This is a genomic window from Chryseobacterium sp. SIMBA_038, assembly GCF_046535115.1.
Lineage (GTDB): Bacteria > Bacteroidota > Bacteroidia > Flavobacteriales > Weeksellaceae > Chryseobacterium.
This window is the reverse complement of the sequence record NZ_JAWRXH010000001.1, coordinates 1,133,950-1,151,955: the sequence shown is the minus strand read 5'-3', so window position 1 is coordinate 1,151,955 and position 18,006 is coordinate 1,133,950. Positions and strand designations below refer to the sequence as shown.

Genomic DNA, 18,006 nt, shown 5'->3' with positions numbered 1-18,006 from the left:
GGTAAATTTGACGATTAAAGTAAATTTTCCTGTCTACATTTATTATTTCATCTATATATTCCTTAGTCAATATTTATAGATACGTCTGACAAGATATTCAAAATTCATTGCATCAGACGTAATTATTTTTACTATTATATTATAAAACTATCTGGATGAATGAAAACAAAACTTCCGACTTTTGAAATCTTATTATAATCTTCCGTATCTAAATCAACGTCTTCCTCTTCGTTTTTATAAACTTTAACTGAGATGTTTCTTGAGTTTTCCTTAGTCTCATCAGGTATATATGGATATTTATCAATTTGATTAACATTTACATTCCAGAAATTTTTCAATTTATTATTATAATTGTAAACACCATTCAAATCATCAGATAAAACTGTTATATAAATATTGTCAACTAATTTGTCTGTCTGCAATTCAAAACACATCAATTTTCCTCTTAAAGGTGTTGGACAGGAGACTATTTTACCTAAATAATAATTCTTGTTTTTTTCTTTGATATGCTCAAAAATAAATTTTTTCGTGAATGTTTCTAATCGTTCATCAGTAATATCATTTTCGGTTAAATTAATAGTTTCATCATTTCCTAATTTAATTTTTTTTAAATGATAAAGATGAGGTCTTTCTAAACTGTTTTCTGTAAAGATTTTATTACTTAGTTCTATTTCTTTTTCTCCTCCACATAATGACTGATGGAATTGATTATCATTTGTAAGTAAAACAATATGTTTTTCCCTTTGTAAAACATCTGGAAAAATGCAAGAAAGCATCAATAAACTATCTTCCTTGGAAATTTTTGTTGAAAGAACTAAATCTTGATGAGGTTTCCATAAATTATTATGAATATTAACTTTCTCGTATTCTACACCGAAATCATCATATATAGAAACTAACTCTTTTTCAACTTTTTCCTTGACCTTTTCATATGCTTCAAAATACTTAAGTTCATTCGCATCAAATTCACTTTTATATTTAATAGCAGAGCTGAGATTAAGATTACCATTATTCTTAGTTGTATGCTCAACTAAGCATCTTAAATAATGTTCCAGTTTCCTGATGCCTATGAATTCATAAATAGCAAATCGAGAACAAACTAAATCGACATAAGGACTTTCAGATAGTTTTTTGATGAATTTGGTAATGCTAGGATATGTGTTATCAACTAAATATGCTAATATTTGAGTATCTAAAGCAACTTTTATTCTTAAATAGTCGGCTGGTTTTTCCATATTTGAAATTAGTTATCAATATGTTGCTTCACGAAATCTAAAGAAATTGTTTCTCCATCTCCTAAATCTTCAACCGCCCTCTCTAATATGAAAAAAGAATATCTTAGAAATAACCTTGGTAACTCTCCTGAAATTAAGTTTAAATGATTAATTGCATCTTCATCAAAGGGTATAAAGCTATCATCATCTTCATTCTCTCTTGCTAAATTTAAATAATTTTTAATTAAAATCTGTGCTTTCTCATTAGAAAGCCTTTCAATTGTAATTACCCTGTCAGTCAATCTATCGTATAACGGTGGCGATAATGCCTCTATGTCTTTTAATGCAGTTCCTGTCATTGCAATCAATAAACACCATTTTCTTTGTTTGTCAATTAAAGTTCTAAGATTATAAGTATAATTATCCTGTTCTTTCTTTGAAAGTCTACCCGAAGTAATATCTTCAAATTCGTCAACTAACAAATAAAATCTTTCAAAACCTTGCTCCTCAACAATTGTAATAATTGCATTAAGTAACTTAACTACTTTGTTATCTAAAAAGTTACCATCTCCAGAAATTAGGGTTTCCCAAGTTTTGCTAACCCCGAAATCCTCTGAAATAAGATCATAGAAATAATTTGCAATAACTGTATCATCTTCATTCTTCCTACTTAGGATTTCAATTATTATTCCTTTTAAAACTTCATTAAATTCTTTTTCCTTTTGCTTATTAGTAATCTGTATTTTAAATGCTTCAAAAAATAATTTATGATTTGCTTGATTCTCTACTGCAAAAGGGTCAGAATTAGGAAATAACAGTGATACATTCTTAAACGCTGTTAATCTATTTTTATAGTTATGTTCTGAATTTATTGTTTCTATAATTTGATTCCATAGAAATTTTTTAAAATCCTCCTGTCCAATATTTTCAATAATAGAACCTATTAGTTTTGATAGTTTTGTTCCTGGATTATTTATATATAAAACATAAGCTTTTTTCGGTTCATTTAATAACAAGGACTTTGCAAATAATAACAGTTGAGTTTTACCAGTTCCATAGTCTCCCGTAATAGTTCCAATCAATTTATAATCGTCTGAATCATCGTTGGAATATAAAGAATCTCCAATATAATTAATAATTCTATTTAAGACATCTTCATCAATTGGTGCAAGAAATTCAGTCGTTTCCGAGGATTCGTTAATATTAGCAGTCCCTGATTTTGGAAAAGGATTAAATTTTAGTCCAAATTTTTTATATTTGGTTTCTGGGTTCTGTTCTCTTTTTTGTTTTAGTATTTCGTTATAATTCATCTTCGTAGTATTATATGAGATATATAGGCATTATTTACTTTAGGGAATAAGTAGGTTGCGGATTCAATATTTTTTTTGCTGGTTTTTCCCTTTATTAAGAAGATTTCAGAAGTTCTTTCATATGTTAATTTTGAATTATTTAATACCTCCGATACAATAAAATCCTTAACGTCACTGACAGCATACCTGTATTTTCTAACAATTTTATGTATTAATTCGGGAATCCAAATCTGTCTTGAATTAAAGTTTTGTTGTACGAATTCTATCAAATCAAATTTCTCAAAAGGTCTGACAAAATATGCTATTGAGACTTCCTTGTTTTCAAAAATGTTTTTTTCTCCAGTTTTAGATATATTGAATTTATCTAGTATATTTAATGTTGTTCCCCATTTTAAATAGACATCCCAAAACCTCATCAAAATATCACTTTCAATGATATACTTACTGCTGATATTATTAATATCTTCAAAAAAAGTATCAGTAAAGCGATTTCGTTCACTACAGAAGTACAAGGGCTTGGTAAGGTTTAGATAATCAGTTGAAGTAAATCTATCAAACAAACTATGAGTTTTCTGTGTTGGAGATATGAACCAAGAAGACAGCTCTTTAAATCTAAAATAATAAAAAAAAACATTCCTTAAAATAGCAATATCTTCAATTGTTAATTCTTGATTAATATCACTGCCAATAAAGAATTTCTTATGTGCAGCATATCCAGCATCCAAAAGTTCAAATTTCACTAATGCATTTAAATATTCTAAAACTTTTCTTTCTTCCCATTTCGTTTTCGAATAAATCAATTCATTTACTTTTTTGGTAATATGTTTTACGCTTTTCTCTTCAACCATATTGCTAATCAGGTATATGTCTTTTAAATCTTGAAGTGAATATATATTAACATAAGACCATTGAACAAAATTGTGTTCTGCTTCCTTATCTGTTAGAATAGGAAGAGGGATTGCTTGTAGCTCTTGTAATTTGTTTAATGTTTTATTCAAGAATTAAAATGTTTTCAGAAAGTTTTAAACTATGTCTATTTTTTAAGGTAGTCCATTTAGTACCACGTTCTCTGATTTTAATGATTTTAAAATTATTAAATCCAACATTTAATGCTATTTCACCTAATATCTTTGTGGTATCAATATAAACACCATAAGGTGCGGAATCCCCAAGTACTAGATAAGCCTTACTACCTTCTTTTAAAACTCGTCTCATTTCAACAAGTACTTTAAACATATCTTCAAAATAGTAAAGAGTTAAAATGTCAAAACTTTTTTTGCCTTTCCTACCTTTGCTAATTTCTTTAATTTTTAGAACATCTGGCAATAATTCGTTAACCACATTTTTATTATCTAAATAAAATTGTCTTTCTTTCCATTCATCAAGAAAAAAATCGGCTTCCTTATAATGAGTAGTTGCTCCAGTAACTAAATTTTTACGAACTTTTTGAGTTATGTCATTCCAATTATCTGTAATCCCATAAAAGTGAGAACATACTTTAGAAACTTCGCCATAATCCAAATTATTCAAATAGGGAGGCGAAGTTATACATACTGAGCAAGAATTATCTTGGATGTCTAAATTTAATTTGCGAGAATCGTGCAGAAATATTTTGCTTGTTTCATCCTTATTCTTATAATTATCTAAATCTTCAAGCATTTTCTTAACCGTTTTTGAAAACATTTCAAATCCTGTAAGGTCATTTTTTAAAAATTTACTTCTTGATATATAAGGTATTGCTATTGGATGAATACTTACTTTGTGTAAAGTCTGAGTTAATGCAAGTTTTAAAAATAATTTAACTTCAATATCTAAATCTTGAATATAGTCCCTAATTTGATATAAGTCAAATAAGTTTTTCTCAGAATAAAGAGTTTGTAAAAGAACGTGATATTCAAATTTATTTTTTGAATGATTTACGACCTTCTCAATATCTTTTAAAATTGATAATATTTCTTCTGAATTAATTTCCCAATTAAGTTTAGCTCGTATAATATCATACATCAATTCTTGACCCTCATTTCCAACCGCCTGAATACCATTCTTTTGGGCTGAAACCAGTGTCGTCCCGCAACCTGCAAAGCTTTCATAAATAGTATCGTTTGCAGTTAGTTTTTCCTCCGCAATTATTTTATCTACAAGTTTGTATGAAAATCCCGCTGTAAATCTATACCAATCGTGAATAGGGCTTGACCTGTTATCCTTGGCTGTTCCTATCTCTTTGTGTAAATCTACTGATTCCATTGGTTTTTGTTTTTATTGATAAAAGCAAAAATATAATAAAATTATTTAATTAAGTCCAAATCTTTTGCTATATCTGTCATCATTTTTGCCAAAGGTCTTTTATATACATCACTTTCAGAAGTATAATTACCAACAATAAATCTATTTATAGTATCCTCATCTATTCCATAAGTTTTCAAATTTTCTCTATATGTGTTATTATAAACCTTGGATTTATATACTAATTCCTCAATAATATCTATTTGAGTATTATAAATTTCTTTAAGCTGAAACCTGTTTATATAATCCTCATTATATGATATTTCAAATTCAAGTTTTGTGGCGCTAAAATTTAAAAAATCTTCAATAATTGATTTGTCTTTAATTTTAAATTTTATAATATCATTTGGTTGGTCATTGGAATATAAATTAAAATCTACTTTGTGACTACCTTTATTTCTATTACAATTTCCACAAACAGGAAATAAATTAAAAAGGGATACTGATAAATATGGATATTTGTTTTTTGAACGATAATGGTCTGCTTCTAGTAATGCCTTAAACTTATCTCCTTTTCCTTTAAAAGTCAAAGCTAATTGACTATGACAATAGATACATACTTTAAGTCCTAAATAATTAAAGAAATCTGGCAACAAATCATTTCTTCTTGATTCATATTCAAATTTTTCAAAAATTAAGTTTTTAATATTAGGAGTTGGTGCAGTCCCTAATGCTTTGATTACATTTTCAAGCTTTACAGAGAAAAAATTTTCGTGTTCAAAAAAAATAATAATATCTTGTAGAAAAGTTTCTTCTTTGTCTGACAATCCCACTTTTGGAATAGTTTTAAGTCTATTGAGGATATTTTTACTAAGAAGGTCTAATCTTTTTTTGTTTTTAGCTACAAATTGCTCAACCTTAATATCTCCTATCGGTATCATAGTTTTCTTTCTTTTAAAATATTTTCTAAAACTTTGATTTCTTTTTCAATTTCAAAATCTGCTTTAAACTTCTTATAATATAGATTTTTAAGTTTCTCCTTAATAATTGGTTCTGCTACTAATTCAATTGTTTCTAACGAATTTGTTACGTTCCAACATGCCGTTTTAGGACTTTTAGATTCAAGAAAATTAAACAAGTCTTTAATTTTTTTCAAAGAAAATTCGCCGATAAAACCTTCTAAGAAAAAACTATCTTTTAATAAATCGTATATATTTGCTCCAAAAGTTTTGTCTATTTTATGGTTAAAATTATATGGATAGCCCCCTTCTAGTCTTAAAACATTGGATGACGGTATATCTGACAGAATAAAAGGAGAATGAGTTGAAACTATTAAATTAATATTTTTAATTTGCTTTAAACCTAAAACTTCGATACCATCAATTAATCTTTTGATATATTTTCTTTGATACTCCGGATGAAAATAGAGTTCAATCTCATCTAAAATTATATTAATGTTTTCATATACAATTTTTTTCTTATCAATTTTATTACTTACAGAATCTAAATTATAAAGATGATAGAAAAGAGAATTTTGAGAAAAAATCATTTGTTTTTCTCCTGAACTTAAAGATAGAAAATCAACCTTATCATTTGAATCCGATTCTAAATCTATATTAATTTTATAGATAGGTGGAGGAAGATATTCAACTGTATATGAAATTCCATTTATTTGTCTAAATGGTTCTTTGAAATCAATAGAATTATCTTCTAATAAATTAATATGATTAAGTTTCAGATAATTAATAATCTGTTTTATCTTAAATGTAATATGGCTGGTATCAGCATCGATTTGGCTAAGAAATGGAACAATATTATGTAATGTAACATAAAATAGGTCTCTTTCATCAAAATAGTCTAGCTCACTAATAGCTCCACTTTTTAGTTTCTTTTTAGTTTTTTTATAAAATTGATTATATTCATAGTATTTAATAGCAATTGAGGCTAGTTTATAAACTAAATAATTTTTGACCTTTTCAATTATGTCAGAACTTATTTCTTTGTTTACTCGGAAATTAAAAAATTTCACAAAATCATCAAAGAGTTTAGTAGAATCAATTTTAGTAAAATCATATCTAATATCCTCAATTATAACACTTGTCAAATCCTTATCTGCTTTCAAGGAAAGAATCATTTTATTCACTGTCAGACCATCTGTAATTTGTTTATCTGAGTCTTTCCTAATTATATTTGCTAAAAACCTTTGATATATTAAGTCATTCTCAGAATTTATATCAATATTACCTTCGTCTCTGAAAGGATTTAACACTATTGGTGTTTGGTATCCATCATTCTTATGAAAAATATATTTTATCCAATTTCCCTCATTCCTTGAATTGAATGAGTAAAGAGAATAATCAATAACCTCAGTATAAAAAAATAGTTTTCCAAAATTTGAAATATCTAATTCAATTTCGGAATCTTTCAAAAAATAATTTTCGTTATCCGATAATTTATATGTAAAAATTTTACAATTACGATTCTCAATTATTATCTTATAAATGACATTATCGTCTTCATTTTTTATATGATAGTAAATCTCAGAAGCAATACCCTCTACAAAATCCGTAAAATGAAATTCTCTTCCTTTAATTTTATCTTTAAAGAGATAAAATATGTTATTGATTATTTTGATAATTAGGTTAGTCAACGAACTTTTTCCACTACCATTTTTTCCAACTATAGCACTAATTTCAATATTTACCTTATCACTGAAAAAATTCTCGGGATAATTCCTCTTAAAATCAATTCTTTGTGAGTTTATTATATAATCCTGACTAAAATAATAAATAGTCTCAGATTTTAAATTCTTTAGATGCTTCTTATCACAACCTGCAAGAGGTTTTATGGCTATTATTGTGAAACTCATAATATAAATTGTACGATATTCAAATTTAACGAATATTATTTCCAATCAATTCACTTTCTTGGTTTCGATATTCACCTATAAATTTATTTCAATAAAATTACACAAGTATTTATTTACAAGTTTAATTTATTTATTCAAAACTTCTTAATCTTATATTTTTTTTACAAAATTCGACACAAATCAAAACTCCTTCTGTGTAACTAGATCCAAATCCCAACCCATAGCTTCCGCCGTCACTCACTTTTTCTGTTTCAGAAAAAAACCTCCGCGAGCTCGATATACTTACGGTAAGTTGTTTTACAAATTATTTGAAGATTTCAACCTCTTTGAATTATGTTTTTCGTAAAAAAATCCCGACAATGTCAGGATTTTAAAATGATTTTAATTGAAAGTTTTATTTTCCTTTCGGTTTTTTCGGCGGTTTTAAAGAAGGGGTATTACCTGGCGTTTCTTTATTATCACGCTGACGTTGATCTGGTTTACCTGTTGAGGTTGCTGTTCTTTTGGGTCCTGGTTTTAGTGCCATAGTGTTAATGTTTTAAGTGTTATTAAAGTTAAAAAAGTAGATAGACTAGAACTTGTAGTCGTTTAAATTATTTAATTTCAATTTTTTCAACTATTTCATGTAGATTATTAACAAGATAATATGTTAGCATTCCAATAATCATTGATTTAGCATTTTCATCTTCATCATTTTCAAATTTGAGAACAATAGATTGGTTACGAAATCTAAAATAGAAAGGTTCAGTTTGATATTGTTTTTTTACGTGAGTAAACAATGGGAGTTTGACATTGTCACCAATATCTATATTTCTATCAAGTTGGAGCCAAGTAGAGGCATCCTTACTTAAGCTGTCAATAATAGTTTTTCTAAATGATTTAATTTGATCATCAGTAAGATTTTTAGTTTTAGAAAAAATGAACAATTCCATATTTTTATATATTTAAATTAATAATATAAAAATACAAAGTAAGTAGTAATGAAAATTACGGTTTTCCGTAATACAAAAAAATATAAGCGATTGAGATTTAATAATTTCCCTTATTCGGAATAACGTGGCGGACACCACCTCTTGGATTTTCCATATCACCTTTATATCTTGGAATTATATGACAATGGAAATGAAAAACCGTTTGCCCTGCAACAGCTCCGCAATTCATTCCTATATTGTACGCGTCTGGCTGATATTTAAGTAAGATAAGCTCTTTAGCTTTTTCGATCATTTCGGGAAGGTTATTTTTTTCTTCTTCGGTAAGTTCAAAAAAATCTTTTCTAACTTCGTTTGAAATTATTAATAAATGACCTGGGGAAACAGGGAAACCATCTTCTATTATGAAGAAGTAATTTCCCTTATATAAAATTCTATCGTTTGATATTGTAGTGAAATCTTTCATTAGAAAAGAGGTTCGAGCTCAATTATAGGTTTCCATTTTTGCAGGGATAAATTTACTGATAAATCGTATTGCTTCTGTAAAAAGCGTTTTCTGTCTGATGAAGTTCTCCCGGTCTGATTTACTATTGTTTCTCCCAAGGGATGTTTGCTTTCAATGTAGAATTCATTTCTTTTATAAAGTCTTTCGAGATATCTTAATTCAGGAATTTTTGCGCTCTTCGAAAGATTTACAAATTTGTCCGATAAAACCAAATTCCAGATTCCGTTTACATTCGCTCCCGATTCGTTTATCCTGATTTTATGAACGTGAGGAAAAAAATGATCAATCGCACACAAATTCTCATCTCCGGAGTTTATTGATATATCCTTAAAAGAATAGAAGCACTTACCTTTCTGATATCCATTTAACGAAGCTTTTGCAGAGCTGATGTCTTTCCTTTTCATAAAATCACTCTCGATAAAAAGAGTTTGTAAATCGTCATCAATTTTGACTTCAAGCAGATTTGGGTTTATTTTTAAGTTCCAAGCAGTTTCTACAAGATTCCAACGTGCTTCTACTTCTTCGTTGAAATTAGTGAATTGAAAACTCTCTTTGAGTTTCAACAATTCATCTCTTAATACAATCTTTTTGTTGGCTCCGTTGTAATCTTTTTCGTAAAATTTGTTTGCTATAATCCCTCCATTTACATTTTGAAAAGCATCAACAACGTTTACAAATCCATATTTTTCAGTTATGCTTAGAAGATTATCGTAGTCAATTTCTTCACTGTTATATTTTCGGCAAGCATTCAAAAATGTACTAGAATTAGAGTTACCTTGTTTATCGTTTTTTTTGAGATGTTCCAGAATACTATTTACGAAAAGAGGTGAGATTTCTTTAAGTGTGAACGTGTTTGTTTCTTTCGAAGCTAATTCTAAAAGGATTTTCCCAAAGGCAAATTTATAAGTCGCAGAATTTTTCCCAAATAATATAATTGCCCTCCATTGAGATTCTAAACTTGGGTCGTTTTCTTGAAAATTTAGGGACATTTGTGGAATGAATTTGCACTTTGAGTTGACTCAACTCTCATCAGGATTTTTTCCTTTTTTGATTTTTAGATTCTATTTCTAAAAGGTTAATTTCTTTTTCTATTTCCGCAGTTTCGTCTGCGCTAAGTTTTACTAGTACTTTGGAATGATTTATTTCTAAAAAATTACAAAGGTTAATAATATTAGTGATTGTAATATTTGCTTCGCCATTCTCAATTCGACTTATATGAGTTTTTGAAATATTAACTTCATCACCTAGTTCAGGTTGTGACATTTTTTTACGTAAGCGATGTAGCTTTACAAAGAGCCCAAATTGAATTTGCGTATCTGAAATAACCAATTTATACATATTATAAAAGTTCACAATTTTTCACAAATTCATCGACACATATATGTGTACTATAAAACTTTTTTATTATATTTGTAAAATAAGTTACAGAAATGTAATTTTGTGATACTTCAAAGAATTATAGAAGCTATTGCTTAAAATCTCGAACTGAAAACTGGTAATTTAAGTCACACGAGAGGATAAGTAAGAAGCTCACGACCTAGGGCGTGGGCTCTCTTATCTGTGTGCAAGGTATACCAGTACCCCAGTTCGGATATGTAGAGTTCCACGCCGTTTTATTTCCAATGTTGTCCGCTCACTCTACAATCTAAGCCGCTTCCTCAAGATATAGTATCAGACTGTACGATACAATGGGGTGTACAACTCATTGCGGCTTTTGAAGCTTACACGGGACACGAATTTCATTCATATTAATTTTTTAAGATGTGCTGGGGCAGGAGGTTTTGCTATGTCTTTAATGAGGCTTTCTCCCGAGCATCATCGTAGTAAACTATGTCTATGCTAAAAATAAGACTGATTTTTAAGAAACAGATAGTATAAAATACAAGAACTAGCCATAGAAACAAGAAAGCCCTCTTAGCACTATAAGTATTGTGGAATTTACGCAGTGCAGAAGAGAGCCTAAAATTTAACGAATTAAATCTATTCAAAAGTATGAAAAAAAACTTTTGCAGCCTGAGTCATATCCAATTGGCTTTTGGCTTCACCTTGCTCGCTTCAGGCATAGCAATAGGGCAGATGCGTGTGATCATAGGCTCTGTTACAGATAACATTAATAATAAACCGATTTCGGGGGTAACTATATTTCAGGAAGGTAGTGATGCGGTTGCTACTACCACTATTTCTGGTATTTATAGGGTTCAGGTATCGGGTGAGAATCCTGTCCTTGTATTTAAGCATCCTGATTATCCTGAACGAAAAGTTTCTTTAGGAGATAGGGTATTTGTTGATGTATCATTGGATAAAGAGAGTGATAATGAAAATGGGAATAAGAATAGTAATGGGGTTGGGAACGAGAAAGCAATAGAGGAGGTCGTTCTTAATGCAGGGTATTACAAGGTTCGGGATAAGGAGAGAACGGGTAGTATTGCTAAGGTCTCTGCTAAGGATATTGAGAACCAGCCTGTAACCAATGCTTTGGGCGCAATGCAGGGAAGGATGGCCGGGGTGACGATTGTCCAGAATTCAGGTGTTGCCGGTGGAGGTTATGATGTGCAGATTAGGGGTAGGAATTCGTTGCGTACCTATAGTACCGGAAGCTTCAATGCTAATGCGCCCTTGTATATCATTGATGGAATTCCGATGCCTTCAGGGAATGAGTTTAGGTCTGGTTTGGCATCCGCTGTCCTGCCATACTCGGATACCAATCCTTTAAATGCGATCAATCCTGATGATATTCAAAGCATTGAAGTATTGAAGGATGCCGATGCAACAGCAATTTACGGTTCCAGAGGCGCGAACGGAGTGGTCTTGGTTACCACGAAGCAGGGCGTCAAAGGGAAAACGCAGCTGACCTTCAATTCGTCCTATGGATTAGGGCGTATTGCTAGGCTTCCCGAAATGATGTCTACTAAAGACTATCTCAAGGTGAGGAAGGCTGCCTTTGCCAATGACGGGATTCAAAATATCCCGGTGACGGCGTATGACCTGAAGACATGGGATCAGAACAGGGAGGTCAACTGGCAGAAGTATTTTATTGGAAATATCTCTGAGCAAAGCTCGCATCACATTAATGTTTCGGGAGGAAGTGAAAATACAAAGTTTACCTTATCCGGGGCGCATGATGAGCAGACCACCCTATTTCCGGGTGATTACCGGTACAAAAGGAATAATGCAGGCCTGAGCCTGCAGCACCAAAGTACGGATCGGAAGTTCTCGGTGGGCTTTTCATCCTATTACACCACCCAAAGCAATGTACTGCCTCCGACTGACTTTTACAGGATCTACACGGGGATAGCACCCAATGCACCTGAGCTCTACAAAGCGGATGGAAGCATCAACTGGGAAAATAATACCTTCACGAATCCCATGGCTGCGGCTTCCCAAACCTATAAGACGGATTCAAGGCAGCTGATCTCCAATTTATCATTGGAATACAAGATTTTGGCAGGGCTTACGGCAAAATTGAACAGCGGCTATACTGAAAGCAGGGTGAACGAAAAAAGGATATACCCTAAAACATTCTACAATCCCAGTACGAATATCGGGAGTGAACGCTCTGCCATCAGAAAAGGGGAGACGGGCAGTACAAGCTGGATTGTTGAGCCGCAGCTGAGCTATCATCAACAGATCGGGAAACACAGTGTCAATGCACTGGTAGGAACAACTTTTCAACAGCAGCAAGCTACCAGTCAGGTACTGTATGCTTCCAATTTTCCGTCGGATGAGCTGATTGAGAATATAGGCTCTGCGCAAAGTATAGCAGTAAGCAGCGCGGGTTCGTTTGTTTATCATTATCAATCGGTATACGGGCGCTTTAATTATCAGTTCGATCAAAAATATATTCTGAACCTGACAGCGCGTCGTGACGGTTCCAGCAGATTTGGCCCTGCCAACAGGTATTCCAGTTTTGGAGCGGTTGGGGCTGCGTGGATCATTTCCAAAGAAAAGTTCTTTGAATCTTTACCATGGGTCAGTTTTGCTAAACTGCGGGGAAGCTATGGGACGGCAGGAAGCGATTTGATAGGGGACTACCAGTACATGGACACCTATCAGACAGGTTTGTATCCTTACGACGGGGTACAGAGTATCAATCCTGTACGGTTATTTAATCCGAGTTTTGGATGGGAGAAAACCAGAAAGCTGGAAGGGGCTCTTGAGCTGTCTTTTTTCAGGAACAGGATTAATGTGACAGGGGCGTACTACAGGAACAGAAGCTCCAGTCAGCTGGTCGGTATCCCGCTTCCCGGAACCACTGGATTTCCTAGCATTCAGGCCAACCTGGATGCCACTGTTCAGAATTCAGGATGGGAGTTTACCTTGGAATCAACAAATATCAAAAAGGACAAGGTAAGCTGGAATACCTCCTTCAACTTTTCGTCACCGAGGAATAAGCTGCTTGAGTTCCCCAATATTAAAGGCTCCTCTTATGCCAATACCTTGGCTATTGGGCATTCGACGGTCATCAGAAAATTATTTCATTATACAGGGGTTGATCCGGTGACCGGAACCTATCAGTTTGAAGATGTCAATAAGGACGGGAAATTGGACAGCAATGACCGTACCGTGATTAAAGACATCGGAATGCGCTGGGAGGCAGGGATCACCAACAGTATCCGGTATAAGTCATGGAAACTGCAATTTCTGATTCAGGTGGTTGACCAAATACAGAACAACAGCTATTCGTCCGCAGCCAATTTGGGACTGATGGGGAACCTTCCCATACAGTTTCTGGATTACTGGACTCCTGAAAACCCCAATGCGACGTTTCAAAAGCCCACTACGTATGCCAATGCGGCGTTAACGAGTGCTGCCCTGAATTTTACCAATAGTGACGCCACGGTGAGTAACGCTTTGTATGTGAGGTTACGGAATATCTCATTGCAGTATGATATTCCGGCGGAGGTATTTAAAACAATACAGATGTCGGTGTTCTTTCAGGGGCAGAACGTATGGACCTGGACAAAGTTCAGGGATCTTGACCCAGAATTTGTAATGGCAGGGTTCACCCCTCCTTTACAGGTGTTTTCTTTAGGCTTTACCATAAAATTTTAAAAAATGAAAAAAATAATATATACCGTCATTGCTTTTATTTTACTTAGCTGTAATGACTTTTTAGAGGTTGATCTTCCCAATGACCAGCTGACGGCTGACCTTGTTTTTAAAGACGATCAATTGGCCAGATCAGCCATGGCCGGCGTGTACAGGTCGTTGGAGGAAAAAGGGTTCCTTTCAGGTTCTTCCGCTGGAGGCGGAGGGTATATGGGATGTTATGCGGACGAACTGGTGTCCTACCAGGTAAGTACCTCCGATTTGGCTCAGCTCTACAGCACGACCGTGAATCCGCAGTCCAACGTGGTGAAAACCTTATGGAATGATACCTATGGTCAGCTCTATAGTATCAATAGGGTGATTACAGGGCTTACCATCTCGACAACGTTGTCAGCAGAGGTTAAAAACAAGCTGATGGGAGAGGCCTTGTTTCTTAGGGCGTTGCTGCATTTTTACCTTACGCAGACTTTCGGGGATGTGCCCTACGTAACCTCGGTAGATTATGTGGAAAACTCCAAAATTTCAAAAACAGATGCAGATGAGGTTTTAGGATTGGCTCTTGAAGATCTTGCAAAAGCAGAATCGCTGCTTCCTGAACAGTTGCCGCCTGGTATGAGGATCAGACCTACGAAAATGGCAGTGTATGCGGTGCAGGCGAGGATATTCCTGTTTCAAAAAGATTGGGACAAGGCGATTATCGCAAGTTCGAAGGTGATTTCCCAAGGGAGCTATGGGATTGAAACCGATATAAGCAAAACATTTCTGAAAGAAAGTAAAAGCTCCATATGGCAGCTTGAGCCGATACGAGCAGGGAATAATACCAAGGAAGGGACTTTTTATACTATTCTCTCTGCGCCGCCAACTCAGGTGTCATTATCCTATGACTTCGTCAATTCGTTTTTTCCACAAGATCTTAGGAAAGGAAAATGGATCGGATCTAAAAGTGATTCGCAGCAGAATATGTATTATTTCCCGTCAAAATACAAACAGTCTTCGGTGACTGCAACAACGATGGAGCATTCTATTGTTCTAAGGGTAGAAGAGCTGTTTTTGATCAGGTCGGAAGCCTATCTGCATCAACAAATGCTGCTGCCCTCTCTTGCAGACCTGAATATCGTAAGGGTAAGAGCCGGACTTCCAGCTTACGGTTCGAGTATTCCTAATGACATCATGAATGAGATAATCAAAGAAAGAAGACATGAGCTGTTTACGGAATTCGGTCACCGTTTTTACGACCTTAAACGGCTGGATCTCCTTGATGATGTTCTCCCTCTTGTAAAGCCCCAATGGAAACCATTTAATAGGAACTGGCCGCTGCCGGAAAGTGAACTTCTTTTAAACCCTAATCTTGGACCTCAGAACAATGGATATTAAGAAAATAGTATATGCAGTACTGTTAACTGCCTTGTGCTGTTGGTGCCATTCGCAGGTTACGGAGGATTCTGTAACGCGGGCTAACGAAAAATATTCAAAATTTTACTTTAGTCAGTTAGCCGCCATAAGCCCTGATAACAGATGGGGAGTAATCACCGATACGAATCTTTATGGAATGGAGCGCGCCAAAATTCTGGATATAAAAAACAGCAAAACAGAGGAGATACCCTTTAGCAGTCGTTACTTTTTCTTTGATAATAATATCGTCGTTGCTCAGGGAACGGGGCAGACTGTTATGAAAAATGTATTGAAAAAATCGGAGAAAGTCATTACAGGGAATTTCCAGTACCTGCCTTTTGCAAAACAAGGGAAAATGGTCTTTTATGAAAGAAAAACCAGGCAGCTGCTATTTTTTGACACGAACTTTAATGAAGTATTGCATGTTGGGGATGTTGGAATGATCAGCTTTCATGAAGGGCTGCCATTGCTTGATTTTGCTACGGGTAAAAAAGTCAATAGGATTGATGTACGATCAATGAAGAAGTATCACTGGGAAAGTTCGGCTACGGTCAGGTGGATCGGGGGTTCGGCTGCTGAAATAATAACTGTAGCAGCAATAAGCGGTGGGTACCAGGTGGGTCAGTATGATACAAATAATAGAGTGGATTTCAAAAAATTAGAGATTCCCTCAGGTTTTTATCTCGATAGCCTCTCTTGGTCTTTCGTCGAACTTAAAAACGATCGGTATCTGGTATTCCCTTTAAAAAAAGAGAGCGCTGAGAAGCATGAAAAAGGGGAGATTTTTTATACCAATCAAAATAATAATTACCGGGAGCCGTCTTCCCAAATGGCCCTATTTGACATGAAGAACAACATTTGGAAGAGGCTGCCTGATAGATTGGATGAATATGCGTCCCAGCAGTTCATCGATCAAAAAGGCACCATTTTATCCTATGATCCGTCGAAGGATACGGTTGAGAATTTAATTAATGCAAAGTATGAACAATGGGTAGAGGATGATTTTGGCGGAGTAAAAAGAAAAATTGATAATTCGTACGCTATGCGGGAAAATTTTTATTTTGACGCCGATTCAAAAAGAATGATGTACTATAAAGACCGAAGATGGAGGATTGAAAATATCTATACGCACAAGAGCTGCGAAATACCGTTTGAAAAACCGGAACACTTCATGAGTGAAGTATTTAGTGGTTTATCCGACCGTCCTTCTGGCAGGGTATATGCCACTAATATGCAGTCAAAATACATCATTACTGATGCCTATGACCTTTTTCTCGTTGATGTAGTCAATGTAACGGTTAAAAGATTAACATTTGGAAGAGAAAAAGAACTCATGTACAGTATTGCAGAACCCATGAGCAAGCCAAGACAAACAAATTCCTATTGGGATAAGGAAATTTTGATCTCCATAAACCTGAATAAGAAAATCCTGCTTAAGGCATTCAGTCAGAAAGACTTTGGTTCGAAACTGTGCGAGTACGACTATAAAAGATCAGAACTGAAAGTACGGGTACAAACGGATGATATGATTCAGGATATATATAAATCGGGTCATACTATTGTGTATACGATGGAGTCTTATCAAAAACCATTGTCCGTCCATATCTTACGAGAAGGGAACCGTAAATTAGTCTATCAAAGCAGGGGCGTTGATGAAAGGGAACTGGTAACGCTCAAAAAAGAGATTATCAGGTACGAAGTGAAGGGCAGAATGCATCATGCGTCTTTATTGTATCCTGCGAACTTCAGAGCTGATGCTAAGTACCCGTTGATTTTTAATATTTATGAAAGAAAGGCCAAAGACGTGTTGAATTACCTGATTCCTCATCTGTACGATATGCAGGGATTTAATATCATGCATTATGTCTATAGCGGGTACTTTGTACTTTTACCTGATTTTGACTATGAGGTGGAAAATGTGGGTTCATCAATCTCTAATTCTGTGGATGCCATTGTAAACGTCCTTAAAAATAATAAAAGCGTTGATTTGAATAGGATCGGAGTCTCAGGGCATTCGTTTGGGGGATATGAAACGGCATTTTTAATGACGCAGAATAAATGGTTTGCAACCGGTATTGCCGGGGCAGGATTTGTTGACATGGCGAGACAGGCGATGAGCTATCATAAATTTTCATATTTGAATTATGTGCCTGATTATGCGAGAATCGAATCTCAACAAAACAGAATGATAAAAAGCCTTTTTGAGAATTATCAGGGGTATTTGGATAATTCGCCCATTTACCATTTGAAAAAAATGTCAAAGCCTATACTGCTTTGGGCGGGAAAAGATGATGACAATATCAATACCGATCAGTCAAGGAGCTTTTTTATCGGGATGAAAAGATTGAGTAAAAAAGGGGTTTTATTGGAGTATCCAAAAGAAAAGCATAACCTGAGAATCAGGGACAATCAATTGGATTTGAATGTAAAAAGCTGGCAGTGGATGGACTTCTATCTAAAAGGCAGCAAACCTGCGGACTGGATAAAACCGATGTTGGAATAAAAAAGGCTGCTG

General features: G+C 33.9%; 14 protein-coding genes. 3 read left to right on the top strand and 11 right to left on the bottom strand.

All coding sequences use genetic code 11. From position 1 onward, the window contains the following. Window positions 1-134: 134 nt before the first annotated feature. From SB689_RS05225 to SB689_RS05175, 11 genes are all read right to left on the bottom strand, one after another. The gene (locus SB689_RS05225) at window positions 135-1,235 is read right to left on the bottom strand and encodes a hypothetical protein (protein ID WP_410691106.1); all 1,101 of its coding nucleotides are present in this window, start codon (window positions 1,233-1,235) and stop codon (window positions 135-137) included. An 8-nt stretch (window positions 1,236-1,243) separates the two neighbouring features. After that, the gene (locus tag SB689_RS05220; protein ID WP_410691105.1) at window positions 1,244-2,524 is read right to left on the bottom strand and encodes a hypothetical protein; all 1,281 of its coding nucleotides are present in this window, start codon (window positions 2,522-2,524) and stop codon (window positions 1,244-1,246) included. After that, window positions 2,521-3,522 (bottom strand): hypothetical protein, encoded by a 1,002-nt coding sequence (locus SB689_RS05215; RefSeq protein WP_410691104.1) that lies wholly within the window; start codon window positions 3,520-3,522, stop codon window positions 2,521-2,523. Before SB689_RS05215 ends, SB689_RS05220 begins: the two co-directional genes overlap by 4 nt. After that, on the bottom strand, window positions 3,515-4,768 hold the full coding sequence (locus SB689_RS05210; protein ID WP_410691103.1) for a methyltransferase: 1,254 nt from the start codon (window positions 4,766-4,768) through the stop codon (window positions 3,515-3,517). Before SB689_RS05210 ends, SB689_RS05215 begins: the two co-directional genes overlap by 8 nt. Before the next feature lie 41 nt (window positions 4,769-4,809). Then, complete coding sequence (locus SB689_RS05205; protein ID WP_410691102.1) at window positions 4,810-5,688, bottom strand: hypothetical protein; 879 nt, start codon at window positions 5,686-5,688, stop codon at window positions 4,810-4,812. Continuing rightward, window positions 5,685-7,616, bottom strand: a complete 1,932-nt coding sequence (locus SB689_RS05200) for an AAA family ATPase (RefSeq protein ID WP_410691101.1) — start codon at window positions 7,614-7,616, stop codon at window positions 5,685-5,687. The genes SB689_RS05205 and SB689_RS05200 overlap by 4 nt, the downstream gene beginning before the upstream one ends. Window positions 7,617-8,010: 394 nt before the next feature. Then, window positions 8,011-8,142, bottom strand: a complete 132-nt coding sequence (locus tag SB689_RS05195) for a hypothetical protein (RefSeq protein WP_410691100.1) — start codon at window positions 8,140-8,142, stop codon at window positions 8,011-8,013. Window positions 8,143-8,209: 67 nt separating this feature from the next. After that, window positions 8,210-8,548, bottom strand: coding sequence for a hypothetical protein (locus SB689_RS05190; RefSeq protein ID WP_410691099.1), 339 nt, complete (start codon window positions 8,546-8,548; stop codon window positions 8,210-8,212). A gap of 97 nt (window positions 8,549-8,645) precedes the next feature. Next, the gene (locus tag SB689_RS05185) at window positions 8,646-9,011 is read right to left on the bottom strand and encodes an HIT family protein (RefSeq protein ID WP_410691098.1); all 366 of its coding nucleotides are present in this window, start codon (window positions 9,009-9,011) and stop codon (window positions 8,646-8,648) included. Next, complete coding sequence (locus tag SB689_RS05180; RefSeq protein ID WP_410691097.1) at window positions 9,011-10,039, bottom strand: HNH endonuclease; 1,029 nt, start codon at window positions 10,037-10,039, stop codon at window positions 9,011-9,013. The genes SB689_RS05185 and SB689_RS05180 overlap by 1 nt, the downstream gene beginning before the upstream one ends. Window positions 10,040-10,079: 40 nt before the next feature. Further along, complete coding sequence (locus SB689_RS05175) at window positions 10,080-10,388, bottom strand: helix-turn-helix domain-containing protein (protein WP_410691096.1); 309 nt, start codon at window positions 10,386-10,388, stop codon at window positions 10,080-10,082. Window positions 10,389-11,042: 654 nt separating this feature from the next. Here SB689_RS05175 and SB689_RS05170 point away from each other — a divergent pair. From SB689_RS05170 to SB689_RS05160, 3 genes are read left to right on the top strand one after another with little or no spacing between them, the layout of a single operon-like run. Next, window positions 11,043-14,102, top strand: coding sequence for a SusC/RagA family TonB-linked outer membrane protein (locus SB689_RS05170; RefSeq protein ID WP_410691094.1), 3,060 nt, complete (start codon window positions 11,043-11,045; stop codon window positions 14,100-14,102). 3 nt (window positions 14,103-14,105) lie between these two features. Further along, the gene (locus tag SB689_RS05165; protein WP_410691093.1) at window positions 14,106-15,473 is read left to right on the top strand and encodes a RagB/SusD family nutrient uptake outer membrane protein; all 1,368 of its coding nucleotides are present in this window, start codon (window positions 14,106-14,108) and stop codon (window positions 15,471-15,473) included. Further along, window positions 15,463-17,994 carry an alpha/beta hydrolase family protein gene (locus SB689_RS05160; RefSeq protein ID WP_410691092.1) on the top strand — a complete coding sequence of 844 codons (2,532 nt, stop codon included), beginning with the start codon at window positions 15,463-15,465 and terminating at the stop codon, window positions 17,992-17,994. Before SB689_RS05165 ends, SB689_RS05160 begins: the two co-directional genes overlap by 11 nt. The last annotated feature ends 12 nt before the right edge of the window (window positions 17,995-18,006 follow it).

What these genes read in the sequence shown, in the direction of transcription:
- SB689_RS05225 (WP_410691106.1), bottom strand. Translation starts at nt 1,235, where the DNA reads ATGGAAAAACCAGCCGACTATTTAAGAATAAAAGTTGCTTTAGATACT.
- SB689_RS05220 (WP_410691105.1), bottom strand. Translation starts at nt 2,524, where the DNA reads ATGAATTATAACGAAATACTAAAACAAAAAAGAGAACAGAACCCAGAA.
- SB689_RS05210 (WP_410691103.1), bottom strand. Translation starts at nt 4,768, where the DNA reads ATGGAATCAGTAGATTTACACAAAGAGATAGGAACAGCCAAGGATAAC.
- SB689_RS05205 (WP_410691102.1), bottom strand. Translation starts at nt 5,688, where the DNA reads ATGATACCGATAGGAGATATTAAGGTTGAGCAATTTGTAGCTAAAAAC.
- SB689_RS05200 (WP_410691101.1), bottom strand. Translation starts at nt 7,616, where the DNA reads ATGAGTTTCACAATAATAGCCATAAAACCTCTTGCAGGTTGTGATAAG.
- SB689_RS05195 (WP_410691100.1), bottom strand. Translation starts at nt 8,142, where the DNA reads ATGGCACTAAAACCAGGACCCAAAAGAACAGCAACCTCAACAGGTAAA.
- SB689_RS05190 (WP_410691099.1), bottom strand. Translation starts at nt 8,548, where the DNA reads ATGGAATTGTTCATTTTTTCTAAAACTAAAAATCTTACTGATGATCAA.
- SB689_RS05185 (WP_410691098.1), bottom strand. Translation starts at nt 9,011, where the DNA reads ATGAAAGATTTCACTACAATATCAAACGATAGAATTTTATATAAGGGA.
- SB689_RS05180 (WP_410691097.1), bottom strand. Translation starts at nt 10,039, where the DNA reads ATGTCCCTAAATTTTCAAGAAAACGACCCAAGTTTAGAATCTCAATGG.
- SB689_RS05175 (WP_410691096.1), bottom strand. Translation starts at nt 10,388, where the DNA reads ATGTATAAATTGGTTATTTCAGATACGCAAATTCAATTTGGGCTCTTT.
- SB689_RS05170 (WP_410691094.1), top strand. Translation starts at nt 11,043, where the DNA reads ATGAAAAAAAACTTTTGCAGCCTGAGTCATATCCAATTGGCTTTTGGC.
- SB689_RS05165 (WP_410691093.1), top strand. Translation starts at nt 14,106, where the DNA reads ATGAAAAAAATAATATATACCGTCATTGCTTTTATTTTACTTAGCTGT.
- SB689_RS05160 (WP_410691092.1), top strand. Translation starts at nt 15,463, where the DNA reads ATGGATATTAAGAAAATAGTATATGCAGTACTGTTAACTGCCTTGTGC.